Origin of the sequence: Ruminiclostridium cellobioparum subsp. termitidis CT1112 (assembly GCF_000350485.1) — a bacterium.
Taxonomy (GTDB): Bacteria; Bacillota; Clostridia; order Acetivibrionales; family DSM-1351; genus Ruminiclostridium; species Ruminiclostridium termitidis.
Map to the genome: position 1 here is coordinate 47,831 of NZ_AORV01000035.1, position 26,155 is coordinate 73,985.

General features: G+C 38.4%; 13 protein-coding genes and 1 pseudogene. All 14 read right to left on the minus strand.

The features are described from left to right. Positions 1-391: 391 nt before the first annotated feature. On the minus strand, positions 392-685 hold the full coding sequence (locus tag CTER_RS12960; RefSeq protein ID WP_004626087.1) for a peptide maturation system acyl carrier-related protein: 294 nt from the start codon (positions 683-685) through the stop codon (positions 392-394). 46 nt (positions 686-731) lie between these two features. After that, positions 732-1,853, minus strand: a complete 1,122-nt coding sequence (locus CTER_RS12965) for a TIGR04066 family peptide maturation system protein (protein WP_004625951.1) — start codon at positions 1,851-1,853, stop codon at positions 732-734. Between the two features lie 17 nt (positions 1,854-1,870). Then, complete coding sequence (ccpM, locus tag CTER_RS12970) at positions 1,871-3,301, minus strand: Cys-rich peptide radical SAM maturase CcpM (protein WP_004626035.1); 1,431 nt, start codon at positions 3,299-3,301, stop codon at positions 1,871-1,873. Positions 3,302-3,390: 89 nt separating this feature from the next. Further along, positions 3,391-3,567 (minus strand): CLI_3235 family bacteriocin precursor, encoded by a 177-nt coding sequence (locus tag CTER_RS27635; protein ID WP_004625954.1) that lies wholly within the window; start codon positions 3,565-3,567, stop codon positions 3,391-3,393. 177 nt (positions 3,568-3,744) lie between these two features. After that, positions 3,745-4,197, minus strand: a complete 453-nt coding sequence (locus CTER_RS12975) for an ABC transporter ATP-binding protein (protein ID WP_131469425.1) — start codon at positions 4,195-4,197, stop codon at positions 3,745-3,747. Positions 4,198-4,916: 719 nt separating this feature from the next. Continuing rightward, on the minus strand, positions 4,917-5,270 hold the full coding sequence (locus tag CTER_RS12985) for a hypothetical protein (RefSeq protein ID WP_131469427.1): 354 nt from the start codon (positions 5,268-5,270) through the stop codon (positions 4,917-4,919). After that, complete coding sequence (locus CTER_RS28310; protein ID WP_040761105.1) at positions 5,209-5,424, minus strand: hypothetical protein; 216 nt, start codon at positions 5,422-5,424, stop codon at positions 5,209-5,211. The genes CTER_RS12985 and CTER_RS28310 overlap by 62 nt, the downstream gene beginning before the upstream one ends. A 356-nt stretch (positions 5,425-5,780) precedes the next feature. Next, positions 5,781-6,053 carry a hypothetical protein gene (locus CTER_RS28835; RefSeq protein WP_040761109.1) on the minus strand — a complete coding sequence of 91 codons (273 nt, stop codon included), beginning with the start codon at positions 6,051-6,053 and terminating at the stop codon, positions 5,781-5,783. Positions 6,054-7,213: 1,160 nt separating this feature from the next. Further along, a pseudogene (locus tag CTER_RS28005) lies at positions 7,214-7,359 on the minus strand (IS481 family transposase); the annotation flags it as partial. Between the two features lie 92 nt (positions 7,360-7,451). Further along, the gene (locus CTER_RS13005; RefSeq protein ID WP_004626028.1) at positions 7,452-8,147 is read right to left on the minus strand and encodes a DUF5050 domain-containing protein; all 696 of its coding nucleotides are present in this window, start codon (positions 8,145-8,147) and stop codon (positions 7,452-7,454) included. Positions 8,148-8,167: 20 nt separating this feature from the next. Next, positions 8,168-16,339 carry a S8 family serine peptidase gene (locus CTER_RS13010; protein ID WP_004625969.1) on the minus strand — a complete coding sequence of 2,724 codons (8,172 nt, stop codon included), beginning with the start codon at positions 16,337-16,339 and terminating at the stop codon, positions 8,168-8,170. Between the two features lie 15 nt (positions 16,340-16,354). Next, complete coding sequence (locus CTER_RS26995) at positions 16,355-19,606, minus strand: fibronectin type III domain-containing protein (RefSeq protein ID WP_004626126.1); 3,252 nt, start codon at positions 19,604-19,606, stop codon at positions 16,355-16,357. Positions 19,607-19,912: 306 nt separating this feature from the next. Next, positions 19,913-24,403 (minus strand): endo-1,4-beta-xylanase, encoded by a 4,491-nt coding sequence (locus CTER_RS13020; protein WP_004625996.1) that lies wholly within the window; start codon positions 24,401-24,403, stop codon positions 19,913-19,915. Between the two features lie 591 nt (positions 24,404-24,994). Next, positions 24,995-26,146 carry a family 8 glycosyl hydrolase gene (locus tag CTER_RS13025; RefSeq protein WP_004625905.1) on the minus strand — a complete coding sequence of 384 codons (1,152 nt, stop codon included), beginning with the start codon at positions 26,144-26,146 and terminating at the stop codon, positions 24,995-24,997. Between the last annotated feature and the right edge of the window lie 9 nt (positions 26,147-26,155).

Consider the following 26,155-nt stretch of genomic DNA (forward strand, 5'->3'; position numbering starts at 1 on the left):
AAGTATTATTGGCCTCATTGCCACAAAATAAATATTAAATTTTAATTACCTCTTCCGGAAGTATATATATTATAATATGCCGATTTTGAATATTTGTCAACTACGAAAATTCATTTCGTAGTTTAAATTTTCAAAAACTGCTAATTCCATTTAAGAGGAATACTTAATTTATATGCGGTGTGTCTCATTTTAATGCCATTGTATATTCAAGAATATAATTAACATGTAATTAAAAATATGCAAGTCTATCAAGCCCACATGTCATTTATTGCAATGATTCTGCAAATATACTGTTTGAATTATTGCAAAATCATTGAGTTTTTTGCCTGAAAAGCCAGGGCATTTAAGAAAATACCCTGGCTTTTCAGATTTTGGGGTTGTATATTAACGATCAAACTGCATCCTGTTCTATCTTATATAACTGACTGCATATCAGATCGATTGTACCGTTTATTGTGGCCAACGCACCACTTGTTACAGCCTCATCAGGTATTGAAACTCCAAATTCCCTTTCAATATCCATATAAATATAAACAAGATCCCTTGGTGCCAGCCTGAACACATTTCCCAGCAAATGCCTGTCAAAATCCTCATTAGCTACCGTTTCCAGATCAAGGCCAAATCTATTGATGAAAATATTGCTTAGTTTTTCATTTACACTTTGACGGCTTAATATATTTTTCATTCTTTTATCCTTCCTTTCTCTTTTACGGCCAAAAATATATTATATGTTAAACCAGGTCAACCTCGCCATAGTATGACAAAGTATCAATCAGGCAGTTTGCAATATTAGTCCCGTCTTCCTTATTCAGTACATTGAAAACAGGTGTATTTAAAGTTTTGTATCCCGCCTTCTTTTTGTCTATAAAGCTTGAATCCATCAGCAAATAGGACTCGCTTCCTGTCTCTCTTACCACATCCCAGTCGAATTTCACATTGGCTAAATTGAAACATGTGATATCAAAATCCAATTTATATTTCATCGATGTAAACAAATTATTGAAATATTCGGGTAAATATTCCTCATAAAAAGTACTTAAAACCACCGCATCGGCTGAAACAGCCTGAGATATTTCAAATGCAGTTATTCCGAACCGCCCGGCAAAACTTTCACTCAACCTCATAACACCACCTGGTATACCAATGATTATGATATCAGGTTTCTCATTGTTCTCCATATCCTTTATATAGTGATTAAAAGCCAGAATCTTTGTTCTCTCGGACCAGCAGGAATTGTACATTATTTGCGGGAATGAATGAAATCCCAGCATTTCGCAATAATTTCTTGTTCCTACCTGACTGACCCTGTACCCCGCGTTTATAAAAGCAGCTCTTAATGACAGTTGAATTTCGAACTTGTGTGTCTTTTCGTGTACACCGGTGACAAATACCACCGGAGTATTTATTTTCTGAAGCTTATAGTAATCAGAGTCCCTGTTGAAAAATCTGTCCCCCATGTTGCTGAAGAACTTTAGTTTGACTTTGTATTTCAGGCATATCTCTTCTAATGCCTCTATATTTTCGTCCTCCAAATCAGACAGGAAGGCTAAATCTTTACCTTGTTCTGCTGCAATCACAACTTTTGGCAGAATATTGCCTTCAAAATCCAGCTTGTGGTCTGATTCTGAGAACATTACCGTATCGCAGCAGGGCAAAAGTCCTTCAAAATCATTGCTGACATTTATACCAAGCTTATCCCCTCCATCTGCGGCAGAGGCATCTCTTCCATTGAAGCCCCAGCTCTGCGGTGATACCAAAGCCACTATATTGTAGTCCGGCAACATTTCAGGATGTCTTAAGATAGGAGTAAATTCCACATCATAAGGATATACCAGTGTTCTCTTTTCATTCATTTTCAGATACCTCCTGTTTATATAGTAACCATCCACTTTCTTGCTCCAAAATCGAAATTGTTTTCCTTTAAAGTGCATATATCTTTCAGATCACTTTCGATATTATTACGGACGCGGACACAATTCCTGGTCTTTAATTCACTCGACAGACCGTTTCCTGTATCCGCACTGGCACAGCATAAAGTACAAAATCTGAAAGCCCAGCAGTTTTTACATTTTTCTTCGCTCAGAGCACCAATGTTCAATAATTTTCTTATCTTATTTAAATCAAAACCCGTATTAATCTCTCCGATTTTCATTACCTCTGAAGATTCACTTACCCTTTCACATGGAAACAAATCCCCCTCCGCGTTGACAAACAACCTCTGCATTCCCGGAATACACGGTCCTCCGTGATGTGACTTATCAGGCAGGCCCTGTGACGGTTTCAGATGTTTATATGACTTCTCAAGACTTGTGTAATCAGTAGCTACCAGTTTTGACAACTGCTTTTCATCAAAGGAAGTAACTTTTGAGAGAAGTACCTTAAAATGCTCATACCCCAATTTACTATTGTAGTCTTCTGTTTGCGCTATTTCATTTTTTGAATAGTAGTCAACAATTGATGATGCAAACAGGTTAAGTTCCTTTACGGTATCACAATCGGTAAAAAATTGGTTAATACAGGAGATGTCATTTTCCTGATCCAGAACAGTACTAAACGCAATCTTTTTATAATATTCAGGATATTTTTCCTTTATCATATCAATATTATTGATAACCTTGTCAAAAGTGCCGCAATTATTGAAAGCAAACCTTCTGCTCTTATCATGGATTTCCTTTGGGCCGTCCAGGCTGATTCTCAATACGACCTTGTGCTGTTCCAGGAATTGAACAATCTCTTCAGTAAGCAGTGTTCCGTTAGTGGTTATATTAAATAATGTCTCCTTACCCTCGGACATGTTTTCAACATAAGATATACATTTTTTAATCAGCTCAAATTCAATAAGAGGTTCTCCGCCATAGAACCCTATTGTAATGGTTTTACTGTCGCTGGAATGTTCAATGTAAAAATCAATGGCTTTTTTAGCCAGCTCGAAGTCCATTCTCTTCTTTGAGTGTCCCCTGTTCTTGTACCCGCCGGAGTATACGCAATAATCGCATCGCAAATTACATTGCTGTGTAACTTGCAGTGTAACCATTTTAATTTTTCTGTTCAAGTAATATACCAATATTTCGTCAGCAGGATGGATTATTTCCCGGATTCTCTTTGATGACAGGAAACCATCCTCCAGCAATTTATCCGGTAAACCGATACCATCTTTCAATTCATACAAACCTGCCTGTACATATTTAAGGTTTTCCCATATCTCTCTGTCGGTTTTTATTATCACATTTTTATTTACATCATATATATAATAGCCCCCAGGTGTTCTGAAGAGATGAATAAAAGGTCCGCTTTCTTTCATAGAGGTCTCCTTTACTTTTGTTGAAGCTTACCCGTTATGACAGGTAAGCTTCAACAAAAAAATTTAACTATATTGTTTTACAATAGCTTTTAATAATGGCTATATGTACCACCTGAACTTTGAGTACTGGATCTGGCACTATCCTTGGCTGAATAATCCCAAGAATACTCACAGGTCGGACAACCACAAGAACAATAAACCTGACAGGTTGCATAAGCCTCTACTGTTTCCTGTACGGCATTAAACTTCTTTCCGAGTTTTTTCATAGTTTTCACCTCCTTATAGTTTTTACCGGAACTAAAGTCCGCGATTTCTTTAGTTTCAGTATTATGTGAACCCTACTGACCCCCAGGATGACAACAGGATTCAATCCGGTTAAACTACTGCTTTGAAAAACCTAACACTTTTAATAAATCCCTGCAAAACAAGCCGGTACGTGCGGCTCAACACGGTTTCACATACCTGCTAAACACTTTCTCTATGATCACTGTCTTATCACTGATATCTTTATTAATATTATTCATGATTTCAGCAAATTTAGTGTTATTAAAATAGGAGAGCTTGAGTTTTAAAGAATGATTGAATGCTGTTTTTAAGCGAGTGAATGGGAAAACAGATTTTATGTATGAGTAATAATTGGTTTCTATAAAGTCTCTGCATCTTACTGTAAACACCAGACCGAACACAGCCGCAGAAAGCACTGCAACCGTATTGCAGTTCGGAGCTGACAGTTGGCCACCTGTTATTTTCATCCCAATCAGCGGAACTAAAATAGATATTCCCGAGGATGCAATAATACAAACTGATACTGATATAATGCTTATCTTTCTTTCGTAAAGCTGTAAAAGTTCAATAAGTCCGATTAAAATTAATTTATTCTCTGTATTTATTAACATCTCAAAACACCTATTTTCTTTTATGGGTTTTGTTACTGTCTGATATAAATATATAATATATGTCATAATTTGTCAACCATTATTTTCCTTTTAATATTTATTATGTTAATAATGTAACATATTGTTATGGTTTATGCAAAAAAATGTAATAAAAAAGAACTGCCCTTAAAACTTATAATTCAAAGTCTTAAGGACAGTCAGATCAGGAAATGTTATAAAGTATTAGAACTCATTAATTTATTGTATTGTTGCTTAGCAGCTTTACCTTATGCATATCAATGTATGTACCGTCAAGTATTTCGCATAAAGTTAATTTTGCCGCCTGGCTTCTGGCCGTTAATTCTATATTACTGGATTACAATGTAAATCAAACTATATGTAAATGTTTCCTGCCCTGTATCGAAAAAGAAAATAAATATTCCCAATCATGAGTAGAACTATTATAATATTTATTAGAATGAGCATTAGATATATTCTTATTACTTTAATTGTCATCTCTTTCCGAGTAATTAAACTGACTATTCCTACTAAAAATGAACTTATCGAAAATACTATAGTCAATATTGGTAAGTATAAAGCTAAAGGTTTATCATATGTCAGAGCAAACTGTGGAATAATTGTTAAAATAGAAGTTACAAATAAATAAACTGTTAGCTTATAAACCTTATTTTTCGTTTTCAATGCTAGCACCCCTTTAAATACAAATTATTTATTATGTTTTATAGTACCAACTTTCCATCCTCTAGAATCTGCTGCTTTAGAAAATGCCCCATATATATTATTGGAATAAGGTCTGATGCACCAAATATAGAAATACCTCTGAATTTTAAAATTTCAGTTACTTTCTGAGAACAATTATTTGTATACAATTTATATGTATCCTCTTCATCCCAAAAAATACCCCATGCTTTGAAATACATATCATCACCCTGATCTTTTGTAACAGATATTTCAACATATCTATCAAATTGCTGGTTTTCAGATAAAGGCTCTACATCAAAATTACCGGATTTATCTTTTACATATCCGTTTATTGTTGATTTTATTTTTACCACTATCTTCACTATTACCAAAGAATTCGCCAACTTGTTTTGAGGTCAACCATGCTATTCCTAAAAATCCGTCATTTGCTTTATTAACACCGTAACCAATATACCCGCTAGCCCCCTTTGGTGCATATGACATATAACTGCAATACATAGCACTTCCATCCGTAAATTTTATCATAAGCGCAAGATCTCCAAAAAGCGGAGGTCATTTTTATCATTCAAAACAACTACCGATTTTACAGTGGGCCCATTTGTTATGGTAGCTCCAGTATTAATATATTGTGTTCCGTTACTATTTAATAATTTACCGTTCCCACCACCATAAGCAATAGTTCCCGTATTGCTCACTATTTGAGTTGTATTATTTAGTCCGGTATATATCATACCGATAAACCCACTATTTGTTATTTATTTGTACTTTTTACTCCTGTAATAAATGCACCAATATTTTATTATTTGATATATTAGTTAAGCTATTTGCACCTGACTTTATTATACCAACATAACCATTATTCGTTACGGATATAACACTATCTACACTATTTTCGCAAGCTGGTTCCACACATCAAACTGATAGTAGGTTATTTCGTTTGTTATGCTGGTTCCGGCTTTGCTCAGGTTGAAGTTACCTGTATCATTTGCGTCAACAGGTTTTACGGTCTCTTTTGTTTTCGAGACAGTGTTTCCGTTATTATTAAAGCCATACTTTTCAGTTACTGTTTCATTTTCGCTTTGTTTCACGGTTGAAATAAGCCTGTTCTGCTCGTTATAGGTGTAGGTGGTGGTTACTGAAACAGCTCCTGCCAATACCGTTTCTGTCAGCCTGTTTCCTGCCTTATCAAAGGTATAGCTTGTTATTCTTCCATTTGGCTCAGTAATCTTTTCCAGTCTGTTAAGGCTGTCGTATTGATAGTTTGTTACGCCTTTAAGTCTGTTTTTGAGGTCTGATTGTGAGCCCCGTCGTAGGTATAGCTGTAGCTGTCTGTTACACTTCTGTCAGCCTTTTTATTGACAAGTGTTTTATTTAATCCATCCTTGTAATAGGTATACTCTTCTTTTGCCCCGTCATAATATGTTACACTTTTTCTACTGCCGTCATTGTTGTATTCATAGGTTGTGGTTTTTCCGTCTGCTGATACTTTATACAGTCTCCCCTCTTTATCTAATATTTTCTTCGTGCTGTTATTCTTAGGGTTTATTGTGGTTTCCGAATAATGTCCTTCTTCATCTTGATCATAGGTAAATGTTGTTGTACCAAACCCCGGAACTGTTTTTGTCAGTACCCTGTTCTGTTCATCATAGGTTCTTTCCGCCGTTCCTGTGCTGTCGGTTATGGTTATCTGGTTTCCGTTATTGTCATAAGTATGATATTACGTTGCTTCCAATAGCTTTTGAGGTAAGCTTTCCATGGATATCATAGGTATAGCCGGTGACTTTGCCATTCCTATCGGTCTTGCTTTCCATGTTACCGTCGGCAAAATATGTATACTTCTCTACTTTTGAATTCAGATAGGTATATTGTCCTGGATTTCCCAGCCTTCCACCCTAGTCTATCTTTTTTGTCAACTTATTGTTTGCATTGTACTCATAAGTAGTTATACTGCCTTTTCCATCGGTCTATGTAATGGTTCTGCCGTCTGTTTTGGCGACTATATTCCCCACATCATCATAAGATTGGCTGGTTGTATGCCCTGATAAAGTCTGGAAGCACCGCATGGGTTTTACCACAGCCTAAACATTTATCCGTTGGATTAATATCCATTCAATTTTTTCATCTATATGTGTACATGTCTGTCGTAGCAGTCATGAAAAACAGTATTACTGCCACATGCAGGGCATAAAAACTCAAAGTTCTTTCCATATCCTCCCCAAATTTTCTTTGAAATAATATTAACATATCTGCAAGCGGTCATGCACCCTGAGCAACTCCGGGACATTTATACGGGGCGGAAACATTAATCCTTCTAACCCTTATTTTCACATGCTTTCTTAATATCGTAGAAATGTTGGTGGTTAATCCCATGTATTTTACATGCCTCGCATACTTTTTGCAAATATTCAGCCAATTCAATCAAGCTCATTTTGCTTTTAACTATCGATCTTGTACTGTCATAAATAAAATCTCCTCCTTGCAATTAATTATTGTCCAGAAGAGATTTTTTCAACATTATTCAGATACTGTCAAGTTAATTCTCTAACAGTCATCTAATTTATTTTTTTAAACGCCTTACCATCTATCGCCACCTCATATGTATGTGTTCCTTTTTTTATTCTTTCATCTTCATTTTTTTTATCGTCTTCGTTTGTTGTAGGTTGACGAAAAGGTATCACTTTAAAAATAATTAAATTACCATTGATATTTGAGGAGATATCCCCTTGAGATGGATCACCTAGGAAGTCGAGATCACATATTTCTTGTCTTAGGTTACCATCTACATTTATTTTATACAATTTAAATACCCCATCGTTTCCATCAAGAAATGTATAGTATATCCAGTTATCTAAAACAGAGATAGTAACTACCCTTTCATCATCGCATATTTTAGTTGTCTCTGAACCATCGGCCTTCTTTTTGTAAATTTTAAAAGTATCATCTTTATTAAGATAGTATACCCAATTTATTTTACTATTTGGTACACTAAAAGAAGTAATTTTTGAAGTACTGGCCGCGGAATTATTAGTTGTCTCTTCTGATGTACCAGTGGTCGAATTATTAGAAGCCTCTTCTAAAGTACTAGCCGCCAAATTATCTGGATTCGATTTTGAAGTTGAAGTGGTCAAATCAATAGAAGTACTTTTTGTATCTTCTGTTTTAGAAGATGAATTATTAATGTTATTGCAGCTACATGTACTTATCAAAATAAATATTGCTATTATAAAAGTGACTGTCTTTCTTTTCATTGGAATACCTCCTCGTATTATTACTTATGATAAAAATATTGCTTGGTATCATTTTTGCTCCAAACATTATTGATTGGGCTTAGCCTTGTTATCCATCTTTCTCCACCCGCTTGAGACACATATATTTTACCATTGCCTGGATTAGGGGACGGCGCTATTATAGCAGTATGCCCCGAATTAACTGCAATGGTCGGATACCCCTGATTTGCCATGTTTTGTGCCTCATTAACTGAAACGGCAATCCAATCAGCATCTTTTCCCTCATCACCATTCATCCACTTCTGTATACCCGCTGATACCATATATTGGGGTAAAGCAACTCCCATTGCATTTAATACATCTTGTGCATAAACGTTACAAAAAGTTAAACCACTCCTTGGAGTGTATCTTGGATTTGTCTCAACATTAAATTGATCAAGAACTTCATTAAATGCATCTACACTTCTTTCTCCTGGTGCATTTGTAACTTTAGGTACAACAGGTGTTGAAAAATTAGTACTTGTTACATTTCCATTTGAATTATATGTGACTTTGCCTGCATTCTGATTATTTGTATTGTTATTATTAGTAGTACTCAAATTTTTTTCAACTTCATTTGTATTCTTATTTTGATTTTGTGTCGGTGCTGGGTTTGATGATGTCGACGGTGCTAAACTTGAAGATGAGTTACTAGATTTTAAGCCGTTCCTATAACTGTCTGCTATTGTCCCAGTCATTGAACCTGCCCCACTTACGCCCATATTAGCCACAAGTTGGCTATTACTTGAGTTTACCGAAACTGACTTAGTACTTTCATTCCAGTTTGCAGTCGAACCACCTAAACTTTTTGAGGTAGAAGCAACAGCAACTTGAATTTTTCCATCGTTGCTCACTGTAAATGAAGATCCATCACTCGCTACACCTACTCCGTTTTTCATGTCCTTTAGATTATACGTAACAGTTTTACCTCCAATTGTTACAGTAGCTGTTGCACTTTTAGAATCATATGATGTCTTCCCCCCCAAACCGGTTACAATATCAGTTAAATTTCCATAAGATTTACCATTATTAAGGCTTGCATTTCCTACATCCTTACCATTCACATTTATGGTTACATACCCAGTTGGATCTACGTACATAATAGGGTTATTCAGACAATACGTATATAAATTCAAACTTAGCGGGTCATTAAGGGTTCCCGTATATGTATCCTCATTTATGAATCTTGCAATCTTGCTGTCATAATAACGTGCATTCAAATAGTAAAGATCTGTTTCCTTATCATACTGGTAACCTGCATAGGTAATGCTGTTATTGACGTTTCCAGTTTGTTCGACTATGTTTCCAAAGGCATCATAGTAATAGGTTCCTGAAATTGTTCCATCTTCATTTAACAGAGTTGTGACATCTCCATGTCCATTGTACATATAATTCATTGTATCACTGCCGCTGCTTCTTGTCAGGAGATTTATTCCATATATATTTTTTGCAGTCTGATTACCTGCTCCGTCTGTTTCAAGTATTACCTTGTCTGCTTCGTACAGGTAGTTTGTTTTTTGACCGTTTTCTGTTTTTGCTACTCTGAAGCCTTCTCCATTGTACGAGTATGTTACCTTCTTGTCTCCTGTTGTGGTTTTCGCAAGCTGGTTCCACACATCATACTGATAGTAGGTTACCTCGTTTGTTATACTGTTTCCGGCTTTGCTCAGGTTGAAGTTACCTGTAACATTTGCGTCAACAGGTTTTATGGTCTCTTTTGTTTTCGAGACAGTGTTTCCGTTATTATCAAAGCCATACTTTTCTGTTACTGTTTCATTTCCGCTTTGTTTTATAGTTGATACCAGCCTGTTCTGCTCGTTATAGATGTAGGTGGTTGTTACTGAAACAGTTCCTGTTAATATTGTTTCGGTTAATCTGTTTCCTGCCTTGTCAAAGGTATAGCTTGTTATTCTTCCGTTTGGCTCAGTAACCTTTTCCAGCCTGTTAAGACTGTCGTATTGATAGTTTGTTATGCCTTTCGAGTCTGTTTTTGAGGTCTGGTTGTGAGCTCCGTCGTAGGTATAGCTATAGCTGTCTATTATATTTCCGTCAGACTTTTTATTAACAAGTGTTTTGTTCAATCCATCCTTGTAATAGGTATACTCTTCTTTTGCCCCGTCAGAATATATTACACTCTTTCGGCTGCCGTCATTGTTGTATTCATAGGTTGTGGTCTTTCCGTCTGCTGATACTTTATACAGTCTCCCCACTTTATCTAATATTTTTTTTGTACTGTTATTCTTAGGGTCTGTTGTGGTTTCTGAATAATGTCCTTCACCTTCATCTTGATCGTAGGTATATGTTGTTGTACCGAACCCCGGAACTGTTTTTGTCAGTACCCTGTTCTGTTCATCGTAGGTTCTTTCTGTTGTTCCTGTACTGTCAGTTATGGTTAGCTGGTTACCGTTATTATCATAGGTATATGATATTACGTTGCTTCCAATAGCTTTTGAGGTAAGCCTTCCATGGATATCATAGATATAGCCGGTGACTTTGCCATTCCTATCGGTCTTGCTTTCCATGTTACCGTCGGCAAAATATGTATACTTCTCTACTTTTGAATTCAGATAGGTATATTGTCCCGGATTTCCCAGCCTTCCACCCTGGTCTATCTTTTTTGTCAGCTTATTGGCTGTGTTGTACTCATAAGTTGTTGTATTGCCTTTTCCATCAGTCTGTGTCAGTTTGTTGCCGTTTAAATCATAGGTATAGCTTGTAATTTCTGATTTCGGGTTTATTACCTGGGTAAGTCTGTTAAATTCGTCAAATTTGTATGTAGTTGTAATGGTTCTGCCGTCTGTTTTGGCAACTACATTCCCCACATCATCATAAGACTGGCTGGTTGTATGTCCTTCCGGATCCACTGTGGCAATAAGCCTGTTGTTTATGTCATATATGTAGCTGGTTACATTCCCAAGTGCATCAACAGATTTTACCTGTTTGCTGTTCTTGTTGTACTCAAGTTTTTGTATTGTTGTGTATGCATCTTGTTTTTCTATTACCCTGTTCAGCGGGTCATATATATTTGTAGTTGCATTGCCCAGCCAGTCTGTAACTGTTGTCTGGTTACTATTCCTGTCATAACCGTATGTAATGGCTTTGCGTACTCCTTTGACAGTTATTTCAGTAGCTTTAAGCCTGTTCAGTTCGTCATAGGTATTGGTTCTTATATTGCTGTTACCATCAACTTCTATACATTTGTTGCCATTTACATCGTAGCTTGCAGATATGGTTATTTCTTGTGTGCCGCCTGCTTTTTTCTCCATTGCTGACAGTTGTCTGCCCTGATTATCGTAGGTAAACAGATTTACTTTACCCAATGAATCCTGCTGAAATTTCAGGTTACCTAATACATCATATTGGCATATTATTGTGGTAGCAGGGATGGTAGTATCCCCTGGATATATGGCCTTTCTTATCTTTCCAAGTGCGTTATATTCAAATATAGTTGTATTGCCGTTTCCGTCACTCTGAGTTAAGGCTCTTCCTACTAAGTCATAGGTGGACCGCTGTATTACCTGCGCTGAAGAATTTAAATTTTTCTTGACATTGGTAGATAAAACATTTCCTGCATCGTTATATGTATAGCTTGTTATTACTCCATTTGCATTGGTCTCGGATACTTTTCTTCCAAGTCCATCATACTCAAATTTAGTAGAATAGGCTAATTCGCGCTCTTTTGAAACCGGATCTATAGTGGATTCAAGAGCATTAGCAAGATTGTACCTATACTCAATACCATATCCGCTTTCTATTTTTTCTTCAAGGGTACTACCACTGCCATAGTCATACCCAATTGCATTAAGTTCCTTTATCGTATTTCCTGAATTATCATATTTATATGCTTTGGTAAAAAGTGTTACCCATTGATTGGTAACAGGATCAAGGTATATATCTTTTTTAGCAATAACTCTGTCCATCACATCATAGACGTACTCTGTCCTGCTCATATCTTTTATACTTTTTACACTGTCATAGTTTTTAGGTGAAACCATAGCAATCAGTCTTTCACCAAGATCATAATTATTTAAGGTTATACCGTTTTTAGCATCAATTATTTTAACTAGATTCCCCCTTTGGTCATATTCATAGGTAGTAACATTGCCTTTAGGATTTTTTTGGATAAGTGGCTTGCCTTCCCAGTTATAGGTTGTCGATGATGTTATTGTGACCACATCACCTTTTTCATTTACACCGGGCTGACTCACCGAAAGCTGCCTGTTTAAAGAATCATAAGTATATGTAGTAATAACATTATCCGGTGTTGTCACAGTTTTTGTATTGCCGTTTTTATCGTAGGTATATGATGTTGTAAGAACTGTGTCGGTATTGCTGCTAAAGTCATTCCCATATATATCCCCGGCATTGATGTGTTGTTTTTTTGCACTCAATTTTCCAAGATAATTGTATGTGTACTCGGTAACCAATGCATTATCTGCAGATGCATATATACTCTCTTTTTGAAGGTTTCCATCATCATCATATAGATACTCCGTCTTCCGTTCCCCCGAGTCAGTTACGGTTTTTACTTTTCCATTTTTATAGTATGTATAATTCTTTATTACAAAATTTGTAGGTACTGTCCACAGATCAACCTTATCCTTGCCGGATTTCTCAGAAATTTTTCTTCCCGCTTTATCATAATCTGTTTTTTGATAGGTGTACTGTGTGTTTCCGTTTGATACTTCAAAGGGTAACCATTGCTCTACAAGCCTGTTTAACCCGTCATATTTGTAATATGTAGTACTTCCGTTCGATGCTATTTGTCTGTCTATTGTGCCGTTTGAGTTATATATGGTTTTAGTTTTTGTTCCGTCTGGATTCTGCTTTTCTACCAATCTGCCTGCATAATCAAAAATTGAAACAGTTAAGGCCTTGTCTGTGGCATTAAGATATTTTGTTTCCGTTTGCTGTGTTTTGCGGTCGTCCATTATAGCATAGCTGTATTCCATAAGGAGGTTTTCCATTGATGTTGAATCGTTTTTAAAATATACCTTCTTTAGCCTGTCCAGAACGTCATATTCATACCGGTATATTGAACCGTTATGCTTTGTTTCAGTCAGGGTATTTCCATATACATCATATGTGTAGCTTGTTTTATTCCCCACTGCATCGGTAACCGACTTAACTTTTCCACTGTCATAGTATTCATATCTGGTTCCCGCTGACATATCTGAGTAGGTATCTGCTGTGAGGTTGTCCTTTGTGCCGTCATACTGGTTTGGACTGATCTCCTGAAGCTTTCTTCCCATAAGGTCATAAACTACCCTTGTAGTCTCATTCTTATCACTTACAGTTACAGTTTTGATTAACAGTCCGTTTCTGTCATAGGTATATTCGGTTCTGTGGCCCTTAGGTGTTATGTCTGCCGTCTTCCAGCTGATCTTGTTATATTCATAATTTGTTACTTTTCCCTCAGGGTCAGTAACTGTTTTTATATCACCATATTGGTTATATGTGTAGGTAGTAGTATTTCCTTCGGGATCTGTTTCGCTTTTCAAAAGTGCTTTAGCACTGCAACCGGACTCTGTTCCTTCATAATACTGATAGGAGGTTATGGCAAAGTTGTTGCTGTCTGTTCCTGTGTATACATCTTTGCCGTTTAACGGCTGTACCTTCTTTATCAGATTTATTTTATTGCTGTCATATATGTAGTATATGGTATTCCCGCACTCATCCACTTCTTTTGTAACATTGTTTTTATCGTCATACTCGGTGGTTTTGTTACTGCCATCAGGATTTATGACCTTTGTGACATTACCCCTGCTATCTACTTCATACTGTGTCTTGTTTCCGTTGCGGTCTGTTATGGAATTTATATCTCCATAAGTATTTTTGCCGTTATATTGGAAATATTCGGTATAGGTAGATTTTCCTTCAGGATCCTGCTCCTGTATTGTATAGAAGGAGGTATCAAACCAGTATGTGGACACCCTGTTGTTCATGTCGGTTACAGTTGTCTTTTTGTTTGTCATATCATAGGCATATTTGACGGTGTCACCAAAGGAATCCGTTGCTTCGGATACTTTATGCTGATTTTCTCCCTCGGCATGATTGTATGTGATTTTTTCAACCTGCTTTTGGTCATGATCCTGTATCTGGTTTAAGTAACCCCAGGAGTCATAAAAATATCTCATTTTACCGCCCATGGGATCTGTAACTACCGACAGCCTGTTACTGCTGTCATACTCATATTTGACAACCCTGTTTTCAGGATCAGTTATATTGTCTATAAAACCGTTGGTGTTATATGATATTTTATATTCCCTGCCTACAGTATCTGTTACCTTTGTAATCTTACCCGTACTATTCACAGTTATATTTACCGAATTTCCGTTTCTGTCCTCCATTTTTACAAGGTAACGGTCGGTATTAAAGGTATACTTATACTGGTCCTTTGAAGTCAGGGTATATGTACCGTCTGTATTTTTTACAAATTTACTTCGGGATTCCTCAGGTTCATATACACTGCCGTTTAATCTGAATCTCTCCACACTTCCATTTGGTAAAATTACATCAACAACATTTGTACCATCAACGTAACCCTCAAAACCAAAAGTCCAGCCGCGGCCCATTGGTGTATTTTTATCACTGCGGGAATTGTAGGTTCGGGATATGTTCACCTGGAAACCCGGCGCAGGTACACTCATATCATTCACTGTAAATGAGAAGTTTCCTGATGCAGGATTCACTCCTGATTCACCATAGTGCAGTTTTTCCTTTATCTTCGCCAGCTGGTCCATTGTATACCAGGTATCAATATTGCCCCCCTGTTGTCCTCCCGGAACAGTACTGTTGTCATTCCCCGGCCCGGTGTATGTATCGGCGGCAGGCTTAGTATTTGTCAGTGCAGCATATGCATCCACCCTACCACCTGATGAAACCTTCCCGCTCAAATTGGTACAAGGCACCACATTATCTTTTATCCGTTGAGAAATTTGTGTAATAGACAATGCCGGCAGATAGCTTTTTAAAAGAGCTGCCGTGCCTGTTACAAATGGAACAGCCGCCGAAGTTCCTGTAAAGTAGTCATATGCATTTCCGGGTGTTGTACTTAATATGTTTACTCCAGGTGCAGCAACATTTATTTTACTTCCATAGCTCGAATAGGGTGAAAGTACGCCTTTGCTGTCAATAGATGCAACCGACAATACATTCGGTATATCAAAGCATGCAGGATAAACAGGTGATACTGCCACATCAGCTCCCCTGTTGCCGGCTGCGCACACAAAGAGAATACCGCTGTTTACCATTGTATCTTTAAGAGCAAAATTGTCGTCTGTTCCGCCAAAACTACAGTTCATAATCTTGACGCCCATTTTCATAGCATATTCAATTGCATCAATTACATCACAGGTATAACCCCAGTTTCCATTGATGAATTTTAAAGGCAGTATTTTTGCTTTCGGAGCAGTACCACTGATACCTTCACTGTTGGATGCAGCTGCAAGTATACCGGCTGTATGAGTTCCGTGGAAGTCCAATGTTGCATCATCAAACACTGTATTGTCATTATGTACGAAATCCCATCCGTTAACGTCATCTATGTACCCATTTTTATCATCATCAATACCGTTACCCGGTATTTCACCTATATTTACAAAGATATTATCTTTTAGATCCTTATGATTTATGTCCACTCCGGTATCCATCAGGCCGATTACCACATTTGCACCCTGATTGAGATTCCAGGCATTAACAGCATTTATATCCACACCTGATCTTCCAAGCTGACCTTCTGTTTCCTGTCCATTGTTCTGAAGACCCCATTGGTTTTGGAACATAGGATCGGCAGGAGCGGCCATTATTTCCAGCTTGTAGTTGGGCTGCGCAAACAAAACATCCGGGTCCTTTTTAAGTTCTTTTACCACTTTATCAATATCATCATTTTTATCTATCTCAAGCAGTTCTATCTTACTTTTGTCATACTTCTTTTTAGATTTGAACTTTTTAACCTTAACATTCTTTGTCAGAGTGCTTTTTACTTTGTCTTCCCTACCGCTGTTCTTGTATTTAACCAGAATTTCCGTTCTTTCATAGTGTTCAACCACAGTTGGTTTATTAACTTTTTCCTTTTCAGCAGCAAAAGTTATTCCAGGAAAATATATCAGCGTATTCGTTATTATGAAGGACACTACCAGAATTTTTGCTATAATGTTTCTGAATTTCTTCATTAAATGCGCCACCCCTTACTGTATTATATAAGTAATTGTTGAATTACCATCTTTCTTAGCCTTGAAAGTAATACTGTTTACCACACCTGACCATACCTGCCACGATTGTGCCGAACCTGCCTTTATGAAGACTATTGTTCCTGATGTCAGTTGCTTTACTGTTATGTCTGTTCCAGATACATCACCTTCAACAGTGTCCATCTTTGCCGTCAGTCCGCATAAGTCAATCACTTCAAAATCATCAGTGTTATATTGGATTGTAAAGGTATATTTGTCAAGGTCCTGTATGTTTACCGCCGTCAGCACAAGGTCAAACTCTTCCCCCTGGACCGAATTAATTTCATAGGTCTGCACTGAACTTAAGGTTATTGAGGTTTTTGTTTCACTCCATTCACTGTATCCTGATATGTTTTTGGTTCTTACCCTGTATGTATGACTTGTATCTGGTGTAAGTCCGGTATGCAGATAGCTTGTCCCTGTACCAGTATTTATCACTACCCCATCAACCTCTATTTCATATTCTTCTGCTCCTGTCACCTTGTCCCAGGTTACAAGTATTGATGTCATGTTTCCTGAGGTTACAATGTTTGTTGGCGTTGCAGGTCCTTCAGGCAGCGTCGATACTACAAATATATTGCTCCAAGTTTCTTCGCCCGAGCTGGTTTGTACCCTTACACGGTATTTGTGCTCTGATCCCGGAATCAATCCTGTTGAATTGTATGATGTTCCGGTTACATTTGAGGTTAATGTTCCATCCACTTCTATATCATAGGAGTTTGCCCCATCCATGGGATTCCACATTACTGTTACAGCCGTTTTCTTAACTAATCCCGATACATTAGGTGCATTCCCTGTTGTAAATTTTGTGGACTGACTTATTGGTATACTCCAGTTGCTTGTCCCACTTTCATTTACCGCTCTAACTTTTATTGTATGCTGTGTATTTGGTGTAAGGCCTGTTAAGGTATATGTAACCGGTACTGTTGAACTTTCAGCAGCCGTAATAGCAGAACCTGTTGTTATCCCTATCACAGAATCAATTGTAGTTGGTAAGGCTGATATAGCTGACGCTGTTGTTACTGAAGGAAACTCAATGAACTTTAACCCTGAATTTGAGATCTTAAATACGTCTGATATTATTGATCCATCAAATTCTATATCGTAGGTAGTTGCTCCTGGAACAGAGCTCCAGTTTACTGTGATTGATGCTTCATCAGATGCTGCCGTTATATTCTGAGGTGTCTGTAACCCGTATGTTGTTACTGTCAACGGCTGAGTCCACTCACTGGTTTCAGTTGCTTTTCTTGCCCTTACCCTGTAAGTATGGTTGGTGTTCGGTGTAAGTCCGTCATGTATGCAGCTTGGTTCCATTCCATTGTCTATTATTGTTCCGTCTATTTCCACATCATAGCCTTCTGACTCAGGTACTGCATCCCAGGTTAATGCTACTGATGTGTCATTGGCATTTACCTTGAAGTTTGAAGGTGTTCCAAAAGCATTGGTGAGTGTGTTGGATACTATCATGCTGCTCCATTCACTGACTTTGCCGCCTTTTTTTGCTCTCACTCTATATTTATGAGATGTGCCTGGTGTCAGGTTGCTGTGTGTATATGTTGTTCTGTTGCTATTGTCAAAGGTTATTCCGTCTACTTCTATATCGTAACCGGTCACTCCGTCTACCGGATCCCATGAGACAGTTATTTTATTTAATGAAGGTGTTGCTGCTATATTTACTGGTACAGGTATTGTATCTACTAATGTTGTAGTATTTACATAGCTGCTCCACTCACTCTTTCCTCCCGGATTTATACTTCTTACACGGTATGAATGATGTGTCCCAGGAGCAAGACTGTTGTGTATATAGCCTGTACTTGGTCCGTTGTTTACCAGTACTCCATCCACTTCTATATCATAGCCGGTTGCTCCGGGAACACTGTTCCAAGTCACTGTTACAGAAGTACTTAATGGTATAGTGTTAAGATTCTGAGGTATATCCGGCGAAGCAGGCAGCGTTGATTTTGATATCTCAGCACTCCAGTTTCCCGGTCCTCCGGCATTCTTCGCTCTTACCTTGTATTTATGGGGTGTTCCAGAATTAAGGTTTCTATGTGTATATGTAGTTGAAGTTCCATTATCAATTGTTATTCCATCTGCTTCGATATCGTAGCCTATTGCTCCATTTACAGCATCCCAGGATACCGTGATAGTTCTATCAGTAGCTGTTGCAATTATATTTGCAGGTGAACCCGGAGGTGCAACAAGAGTTGTACCTGTGACAGCAGAACCTAATGAAGTTTCAATATTCTCAAGATTTCTTGCCTTAGCACTGAAGGTATATGTACTATTTGTAGCTAAACCTTTAACAGTAATTATTTTTTTACCTATCCCTGGAAATCTAATCCACACAGGTGATACCGTGAGAATACCTTCCTGTGTAACATATTGACTGCTATTTACTTTTACCATGTAATCTGTCCCTGGATGATTGACATCCAGAGATTCCAAATCAAGTGTGTTTGAAGAAATATTATTTACAGAAAGTGAAGGCACTTCAGCCTTGGTGTAGATTGTCCGTGTTGCAGATGTTATATGTAATGGGTCGACTGAATCTCTCACCTCAAAGTTAATATAAAAAGGATAATTCGGAGATAAATTACTTAAAGTATATGTCGGTGATAGTATCCAGCCTGAGGATGTACCATTGCAGGAATATCTATACCCTCCAACTTCGGAAACACTGTCAGTAGCTGAAACCGAAATTGTTACAGTTTTAGTCGTTGATGATGTCGTGATAGGACCTAATATGGGTGCAGATTTATCCACTTTAAAATTAACAATGTAATTTATGTCCGGTAATCCGCTTTGACAGAAAACTGTAAATTTAATTTTATGGTCTCCTTCTGTTAATGTACTCATATCAATGGGATTTACATTGTTAAAGACAACTTTCTGTTCTTTTGCAGCCTTTGAAACAACTATCTGAGATCTTGGTGAAATCTCTGAATCAAGATAATATCTAAACATCAATGTTTCATCTTCCAAGTTAGCAATAGTTATATCGGGATAGTAACTTTTATTATGTTCAGTAAGTATTGAATTTTGGCTAGGTGATGAATTAACTACTTGTGGACTGGCTGCCTCAGCCCTACCTCCAAGCTGAATAATGCTTTTATATGAAGAATCAAAAGAAAAGTTAATACCCGAAAATACTATGGCCATAGCTAATAATACCGCCCACAATTTTTTACACCTATTTTGTAAAAACATATTTTTCTCTCCTTTTTTAATTTTAAAAAATACTATTTATAGTATAAATTTACATTTTTGTATATACACTGTCAACCACCCATATTAATATTGTTTAGTCTTGAAGAATTATTTTCTCTATCCCGTTCCAAGAAATATTTACTTATCAAATTCAATGTAAATCGAGAGTCAGTACAAAATATTTATTACAATTGAACCAATATCACTTTGCCTATATGGTTATTAAAAAAGAACTGCCCTTAAAACCCATAATTCACAGTCTTAAGGACAGTCAGATCAGAAAATGTTATAAAGTATTAAAACTCATTAATTTATTGTATTGTTGCTTAGCAATGAATGTAAAACAATTGCAAATTTTCCTCTGCTGCAATTAAATTTCGGATTGAGCTGAGTGCTTGTGCCATCTTTTATTATTCCTGCTTCTACAAGCTGCTTAACAGCATTCACAGACCAGTCGGACAGCTTATTCTCGTCGCCAAAGCCCTTATATTCTGTCACAGCAGTACCTGTTGCCGGCAACTCACCAAGGTATTTTTTCAAATTGTATACCAAGGTGTACAGCATTTCACGGGTTAGCGGTGCATCAGCATCAATCCTGTTATAGCCCACTCCGCCGGTGAGACCGATTTCCCTGGCTTTTGCATAATATCCTGCAAATTCGCCTGCGGCATCCGAGAAATTATCCTCCGGCTCTGCAAGAGGCTTGATGTCATATGCTTTCATAAGCATTACTATGGCCTCTCCACGGGTTACAGTATGTTTCGGGTCAAAGCCGGTTCCCGTTGCAATCTCTCTGGCACCGAGATAAGTGACTGCATCATAGTAGCTGTCAGTTGATTTTACATCTGAAAAACTTATCTTGTTATAGCCTACGGCAAATTTTGAAAAATGCGCTGTTATGAACTCAATAGTTCCGTTATGATAATATCCCCTTACAGGAATCAAGCTGTTACTGCTGTCAATGTAATAAACCAGGACGGCATTAGGATCTTCATCCTGTTTAAGTGTATAAGGAATACTTACGCTTACCGTACTGCCATTAAAATCAGAAATTTTTGTGCCGCCCCTGGATACGGTAAATTCAAAAACAGGGCGGTCGGCTATTCTGTCAGCCGCATCGGACGGTATAGCGGACAAATCGGCAGCTGCAACTTTTGAAATTTTTATTTCAATTGTGCCTGTTCCCGTTTCCGAAATTGTTTTCATAGCCCTGCTGTCAAACAAAAGTTCACCAATGCCTGCGGAAACCTTAATTGAAGCATTCCCGTCAGCTTCTAAAATCTTACCTAATGTATCTGCCGGAAGTTCAAGAGTTACAGCATCGGCATTTGAAGGTACATTAACTGCAAGTAAGACTGTCGGCTTTACACCGTCCTTAATTTTGCTTAGATCTTTCAAAATATCTTCTACCGTTTTGTCGGTAACTTTAACATTTGCACTTCCATCAGCATTCACAGCAGCAGTTAATTTTACTGTCACATTGGATTCTGCCTTTGTACCTGCAGCCGGAGTGCTATTATCTGAACTGCCGGAGTTGCTTCCGCCGCCCGATCCGGTGTTTGAGCTGCCGGAATTGCCTGGATTGCTCGGGTTATCTGGATTGCCTGGTTCTCCTGGTTCACCGGAGTCGCCTTTGCCTGTAAGAGTAAGTACACCAAAAACCGAGGTATCCTGATAACCTGAACCTGATTGATCATTCCAGGCCGCTACACTCTGGCGCGCACTATTTTGAGCATCATTGACCTGAGTGTCAAAACCGATCCTTATACCGTTTGCCGGAGTTAAAGTTTTAAACGGTATCTTCATTTCAACAGTATAATTAGTTCCTGATACCCTTGCAGCCGATTCAAAGCCTTCGGATATGCTTGCAGGATTAAAGGAGGTCTCGTTGTCAAAGTTTACTCTGTATTGCCCGTCATCCTCCTGATAAAATGGAGTTTTACCGTTGTTCTCATCCACAAAGACTTCTACCGAGTCCTGTTCATATGCATTTATGCTGCTTTTATCAAGCTGCTCATCACTAACCTGAACCAACACATACAGATTACTGTCATCCCAGAGAGTCCTGGCAGTACCTGTAGCTCCCTGCCATGCCATCTGATACTCATTAATTGCCAGTGCAGGCGCATTACTCCATATTTGATCTATAGTACCGTCTATGACAGGAGTGCCAAAGTTAGCTGTTGATTGTTTTGCACCTACCGGTGTGGTGGGTTGATGTTCCGACATATATTTATCAGGATCAATCGCACCATAATATGCCAGTTTGGCTTGCAGATTCCTGTCAAACAGTAATGGATTCTGGGACGACCTCCAGCTTGTGCCGTCATCCATTCCCCATATTGTAACACGTTCGATATTCGCAGCATGGGCTTTAAAGATTTTAAACAGCTGCGCATACAAATAGCCCTGAGCTTCAGCAAGCTTTTCCGAGAGCTGTGAGTTTTCTCCTGCGGTAATATCAAGTTCCGTTATGCTTACTTCCACGCCCAGAGAGATAAATCTTTCCAGTGACAGCTCAACATTTAAAGGATTTGTTTGTATGTTGTAATGTCCCTGCATACCAATCCCGTCAATCAGGAGTTTGCCAGGATGCGTTTCAGCGTACTTTTCGTTGATTTCTTTTACCATGTTATAAATAGCTTGTGATTTCTTTTGATTATCTTCATTATAATCATTATAATAGAGCTTTATATTCCAATCAGGATGTGCATCCAGAACTTCTCTGGCAGCTAAAAATGCCAGCTCAACGTAATCCGGCCCGATAGCCTTCCCCCACATTGAGTCATTACGCAGAGAACTCCTCCAATCTGACGGATTGGATGGATTGTCACCCATTGCTTCATTTACTACATCCCAGGATATAACCTTGTTACCGAAGTGCTCAACAACGGTTTTTATATGAGTTGTCATATTTTGGAGAGCTTCTTCACGAGGAAGGGGTACCTTATTGCCACTTCCATCTGTAGCGGTATTCATCCATTCACCGGTCTGCTGATGCCATACCAGTACGTGTCCATGCATTTTTATTCCCTCTGACAGTACTTTATCAACCATTGTATCTGCTGCTGCAAAAGTATAGTTACCCTTTGTAGGCTGCAGACTGCCTGGCTTCATATCATTTCCTGCAGTTGCCGAATTATTATGCATCTTAAGAAGTTCAAGCCTTACTCCGCTGAGATCCTCTCCTGATATTGCATTTCCGATTAAGAATTCATCCTTATATGCATCTTTAACAGGTACAAGATCCTTTTGTATTTCAATGGGTCCCGCTTGTGTTTTTTCAAAACTAATATCATCGATATAGAAAGATGCGGTAGCATTATTCGAACTTTCTATATATATAGTCAGGTATTCGTCAGGTACACTATTGTAGCGGTATTTTCCTTCGTATTTTACCCAACCGTCATTTGTCGAGATTGTTTTTGCCTGAAATGTAGAATAGCCAGGAGTACTGCTTCCAACCTGTGTAGAAAGCTGAATCTGTGAACTCTCCGGTTCTATCAGCTTAACCCATGCTGTGACTTTATATTCACTACCCTTGTCAACATACTTTTCCACACGTAATGTTGGACCATTCCAGGTCTTTGTTCGTCCCTCCACCTTCAGGGAGTATTCTCCGGTATGGCTGGCTTCATTGGTCGGTGTTAGTATTTCTACTCCTCCCCTGCCGACGAAACCTCCCGTCGTCTGGTCCTCAAAAGTTATTGTTGTAAACGGCAAGGCAGGATCTCTTGGGGGTTCTTCCGTATCTCCACCTGAAACAGTTTCGGTAATCAATATATCCCCTATGTAGAAAGGAACTGTTGCTCCTGCATCATTTGACTGGACCCGTACCGCGGAATCTTTAGTCGTATCGGCTGTAAACTTCTTTGTCAATGTGAACGCTTCCCCGGCAATCATATCAGCACCTGCAAGCCAGTCATAGCTATCTACGGTCTGAAGGTATGCCTGCGCTCCGGCAGGGACAGCCTCACCTGCGTCAACATAGCCTTTTACAGTGACGGTATAAGTTTTTCCATTCTGCATTCCGACATCAGCAAATTTAAAATCTGCTGCATCATAATTATTTATTCTGTTACTCACGTATAATGCTGCTCCGTCATCATTTCCCTCAAACACCTTATTAGTAACCTGAGTTAAATTGGCGCCGCCTGACTGTACTGCCTTTCCAGCACTGTTTAAAAAATCTTCATGATATATTTCTTTTTCTGTCGTCACCGGAGGTGTATTTTCAGCAGTAATCAATATATCCCCAATATAGAAAGGGACTGCTGCTCCTGCATCATTCGATTGAATTCTGATTCTATCATACGTGTTATTAACCGTATAATTGGAGGTTATGGTAAAAGCCGCACCTGTCGTTATTACAGCTTGACCCATGTAATTGTCATATGCTTCAGGTGACGGATTTACCGCTTGTGCTACTATAAGTCCTCCTGGAGATACTTCTACATTAGGATCAACATAACCGTTGATAGTAATATTATAAGTTTTGCCGTTTTCCAAGTGCAAATCAGCAAACTTGAAATCGGCCGCATCCCAACCATTTGCTCTGTTACTCACGTATAATGCCGCTCCGTCATCATTTCCCTCAAACACCTTATCAGTAACCTGAGTCAGTTTAGCTCCCCCGGATTGTACCGCTTTGCCGACTCCACCTGCAAAGGTTTCATGGTAAACAGCTGTACTATCGGCATACACTATGCTGTTAACCGGCATAAGTGAAATAACCAGGCAAAGCACCAAAAAGACTGCCGCTGCCTTCCTCCAATTCCTGAAAATTGTACTACTCAACTTTAACCGCCTCCTCTAAAAATTTTTACTATATATTTAACAAGTATTTACCAGCTGCGACAGTTATCCATGCACCGCATACAATGAGTTACAGAAAGTTGCCATAATATCTGTAATATCACCGTTCAGGCGGCTGTTCTCATGATATTCAATATAATATTTGTCAGATTACCGTCAAAACTTAGTGGTATTCCGCAAATATGGTAAATACAAATTTAATAACCATATCTTAAAAAATACATTGATGAAACTGAGTTATCCAAGAGGTCAACTTTAGGTAAACTTTGTCATTATACTCCCGGTTATCCGGGAAGCTTAAACTCATATCCTGTGGATTTTAGCGTGATGATTATATTGAGAAATTTTTAAATCAATAGGTTGATCGTTAAAGCGTAGAATAGAAATAAATCATAAAATTTTTACATAGATTTCAAAACAGGTCCGGACTCTCGATTGAAATTCCGGGGTTTTGCTGCAGCCGACATAACCTTCAATATCTCGGCTGCAGCAATCTTGGGAGGTTATTATATTGCATTGTACCGGCTTTTGAAATGTCAAACAGCCACGCTGCGTCCGATACATAATTAAGCATTACCAAATACGGTAGTTCCCGCTAAGTGCCAGCAGCGCAAAGAAATACAAAAGATTATCATAATATCTGCGTTTTCCGGTTCGAAGAGGCTGCTCCCAAAACTTTCTGACAAAATATTCCCGGAACTCACCGCGTGAAGCAAGTGACGCCTGTGCCAGAGTCGCCAGCAATCCCACAGGGTGCAATACCCCTGCCGGTGTACCGTCAGTCTCGTGAACCAATTCACCGGAATTGGCAACCGGTGTTCCATCAATATAATAGACAATATCTTCTTTACCCTTCGCCGTCTTTCCAAAAAACTCCTGGATATTTTCAGCTTGTTTACGGGACCACTCATCAGCAGAAAACCATTCGTAATCCAATGCAATATTGGCTGCAGTACGGTAGGCATCGCTGTAAAACAGATTGTGGTTTGCCCGGTTGTGGGGCGTACCGTCATACTCGGCATACTCAGCCGATAATCCGGTTACGGGGTGGCATGCTTTCTTCAGATATTCCCGGCTAAGCCTGGACGCCTCTCTAAAAAATCCGGAGTCCTCGGGATTTCCCCAAAGTGCGAATAATTCATAAAAATGCGGAAGATGATAGGAAGGATCTGTAAAATTACAATTTGGAATAAAACGAATAAGCTTTGTCTGAGGATCAAACATGGGGTCTTTAATTTTATGCACCATTTCATGCAATAAACTCCTGGCTTCCCCGGTATAATTAAATATACCTTCACCATCTCCCCACCGTCTTCCGGCAAATAAAAGTGCCATGGCAAAAAATTCTTCACCGTCAGGTGCCGGGCCTTCGAAATTAAGTTTGCCGTCCAATTGTGCCGACCATCCGAAATAACCTTTATATTCGCCATGGTCAAGATACATATAAGTTTTTGTCCACTTCCATATCCGGTCAAAAATATCCTTGCGGTCCATTTGAACAGCAATCATCATACCGTAGCTCTGTCCTTCAGTGCGGACATCCATGTTGCCGGTGTCTACCAGATAGCCCATTTCCTCACCGGTTTCATGATAGATACGCTGATCCCCGCTGCCGAAAAACAACGTATTAAAAGTGGAATAAATACGCTGTTGTACCTTGTCTTTAGAGTAACCATACTCAGTAAACAAGTTTGAATAATTGCCTGTCTGAAAAGAATTTGACATATAGTATTT

Bases quoted from the DNA above. Each gene is read 5' to 3' on its own strand.
- CTER_RS12975 (WP_131469425.1), bottom strand. From the start codon at position 4,197: ATGTTAATAAATACAGAGAATAAATTAATTTTAATCGGACTTATTGAA.
- CTER_RS13010 (WP_004625969.1), bottom strand. From the start codon at position 16,339: ATGAAGAAATTCAGAAACATTATAGCAAAAATTCTGGTAGTGTCCTTC.
- CTER_RS12960 (WP_004626087.1), bottom strand. From the start codon at position 685: ATGAAAAATATATTAAGCCGTCAAAGTGTAAATGAAAAACTAAGCAAT.
- ccpM (WP_004626035.1), bottom strand. From the start codon at position 3,301: ATGAAAGAAAGCGGACCTTTTATTCATCTCTTCAGAACACCTGGGGGC.
- CTER_RS28310 (WP_040761105.1), bottom strand. From the start codon at position 5,424: ATGATAAAATTTACGGATGGAAGTGCTATGTATTGCAGTTATATGTCA.
- CTER_RS26995 (WP_004626126.1), bottom strand. From the start codon at position 19,606: ATGTTTTTACAAAATAGGTGTAAAAAATTGTGGGCGGTATTATTAGCT.
- CTER_RS13025 (WP_004625905.1), bottom strand. From the start codon at position 26,146: ATGTCAAATTCTTTTCAGACAGGCAATTATTCAAACTTGTTTACTGAG.
- CTER_RS12965 (WP_004625951.1), bottom strand. From the start codon at position 1,853: ATGAATGAAAAGAGAACACTGGTATATCCTTATGATGTGGAATTTACT.
- CTER_RS13005 (WP_004626028.1), bottom strand. From the start codon at position 8,147: ATGAAAAGAAAGACAGTCACTTTTATAATAGCAATATTTATTTTGATA.
- CTER_RS27635 (WP_004625954.1), bottom strand. From the start codon at position 3,567: ATGAAAAAACTCGGAAAGAAGTTTAATGCCGTACAGGAAACAGTAGAG.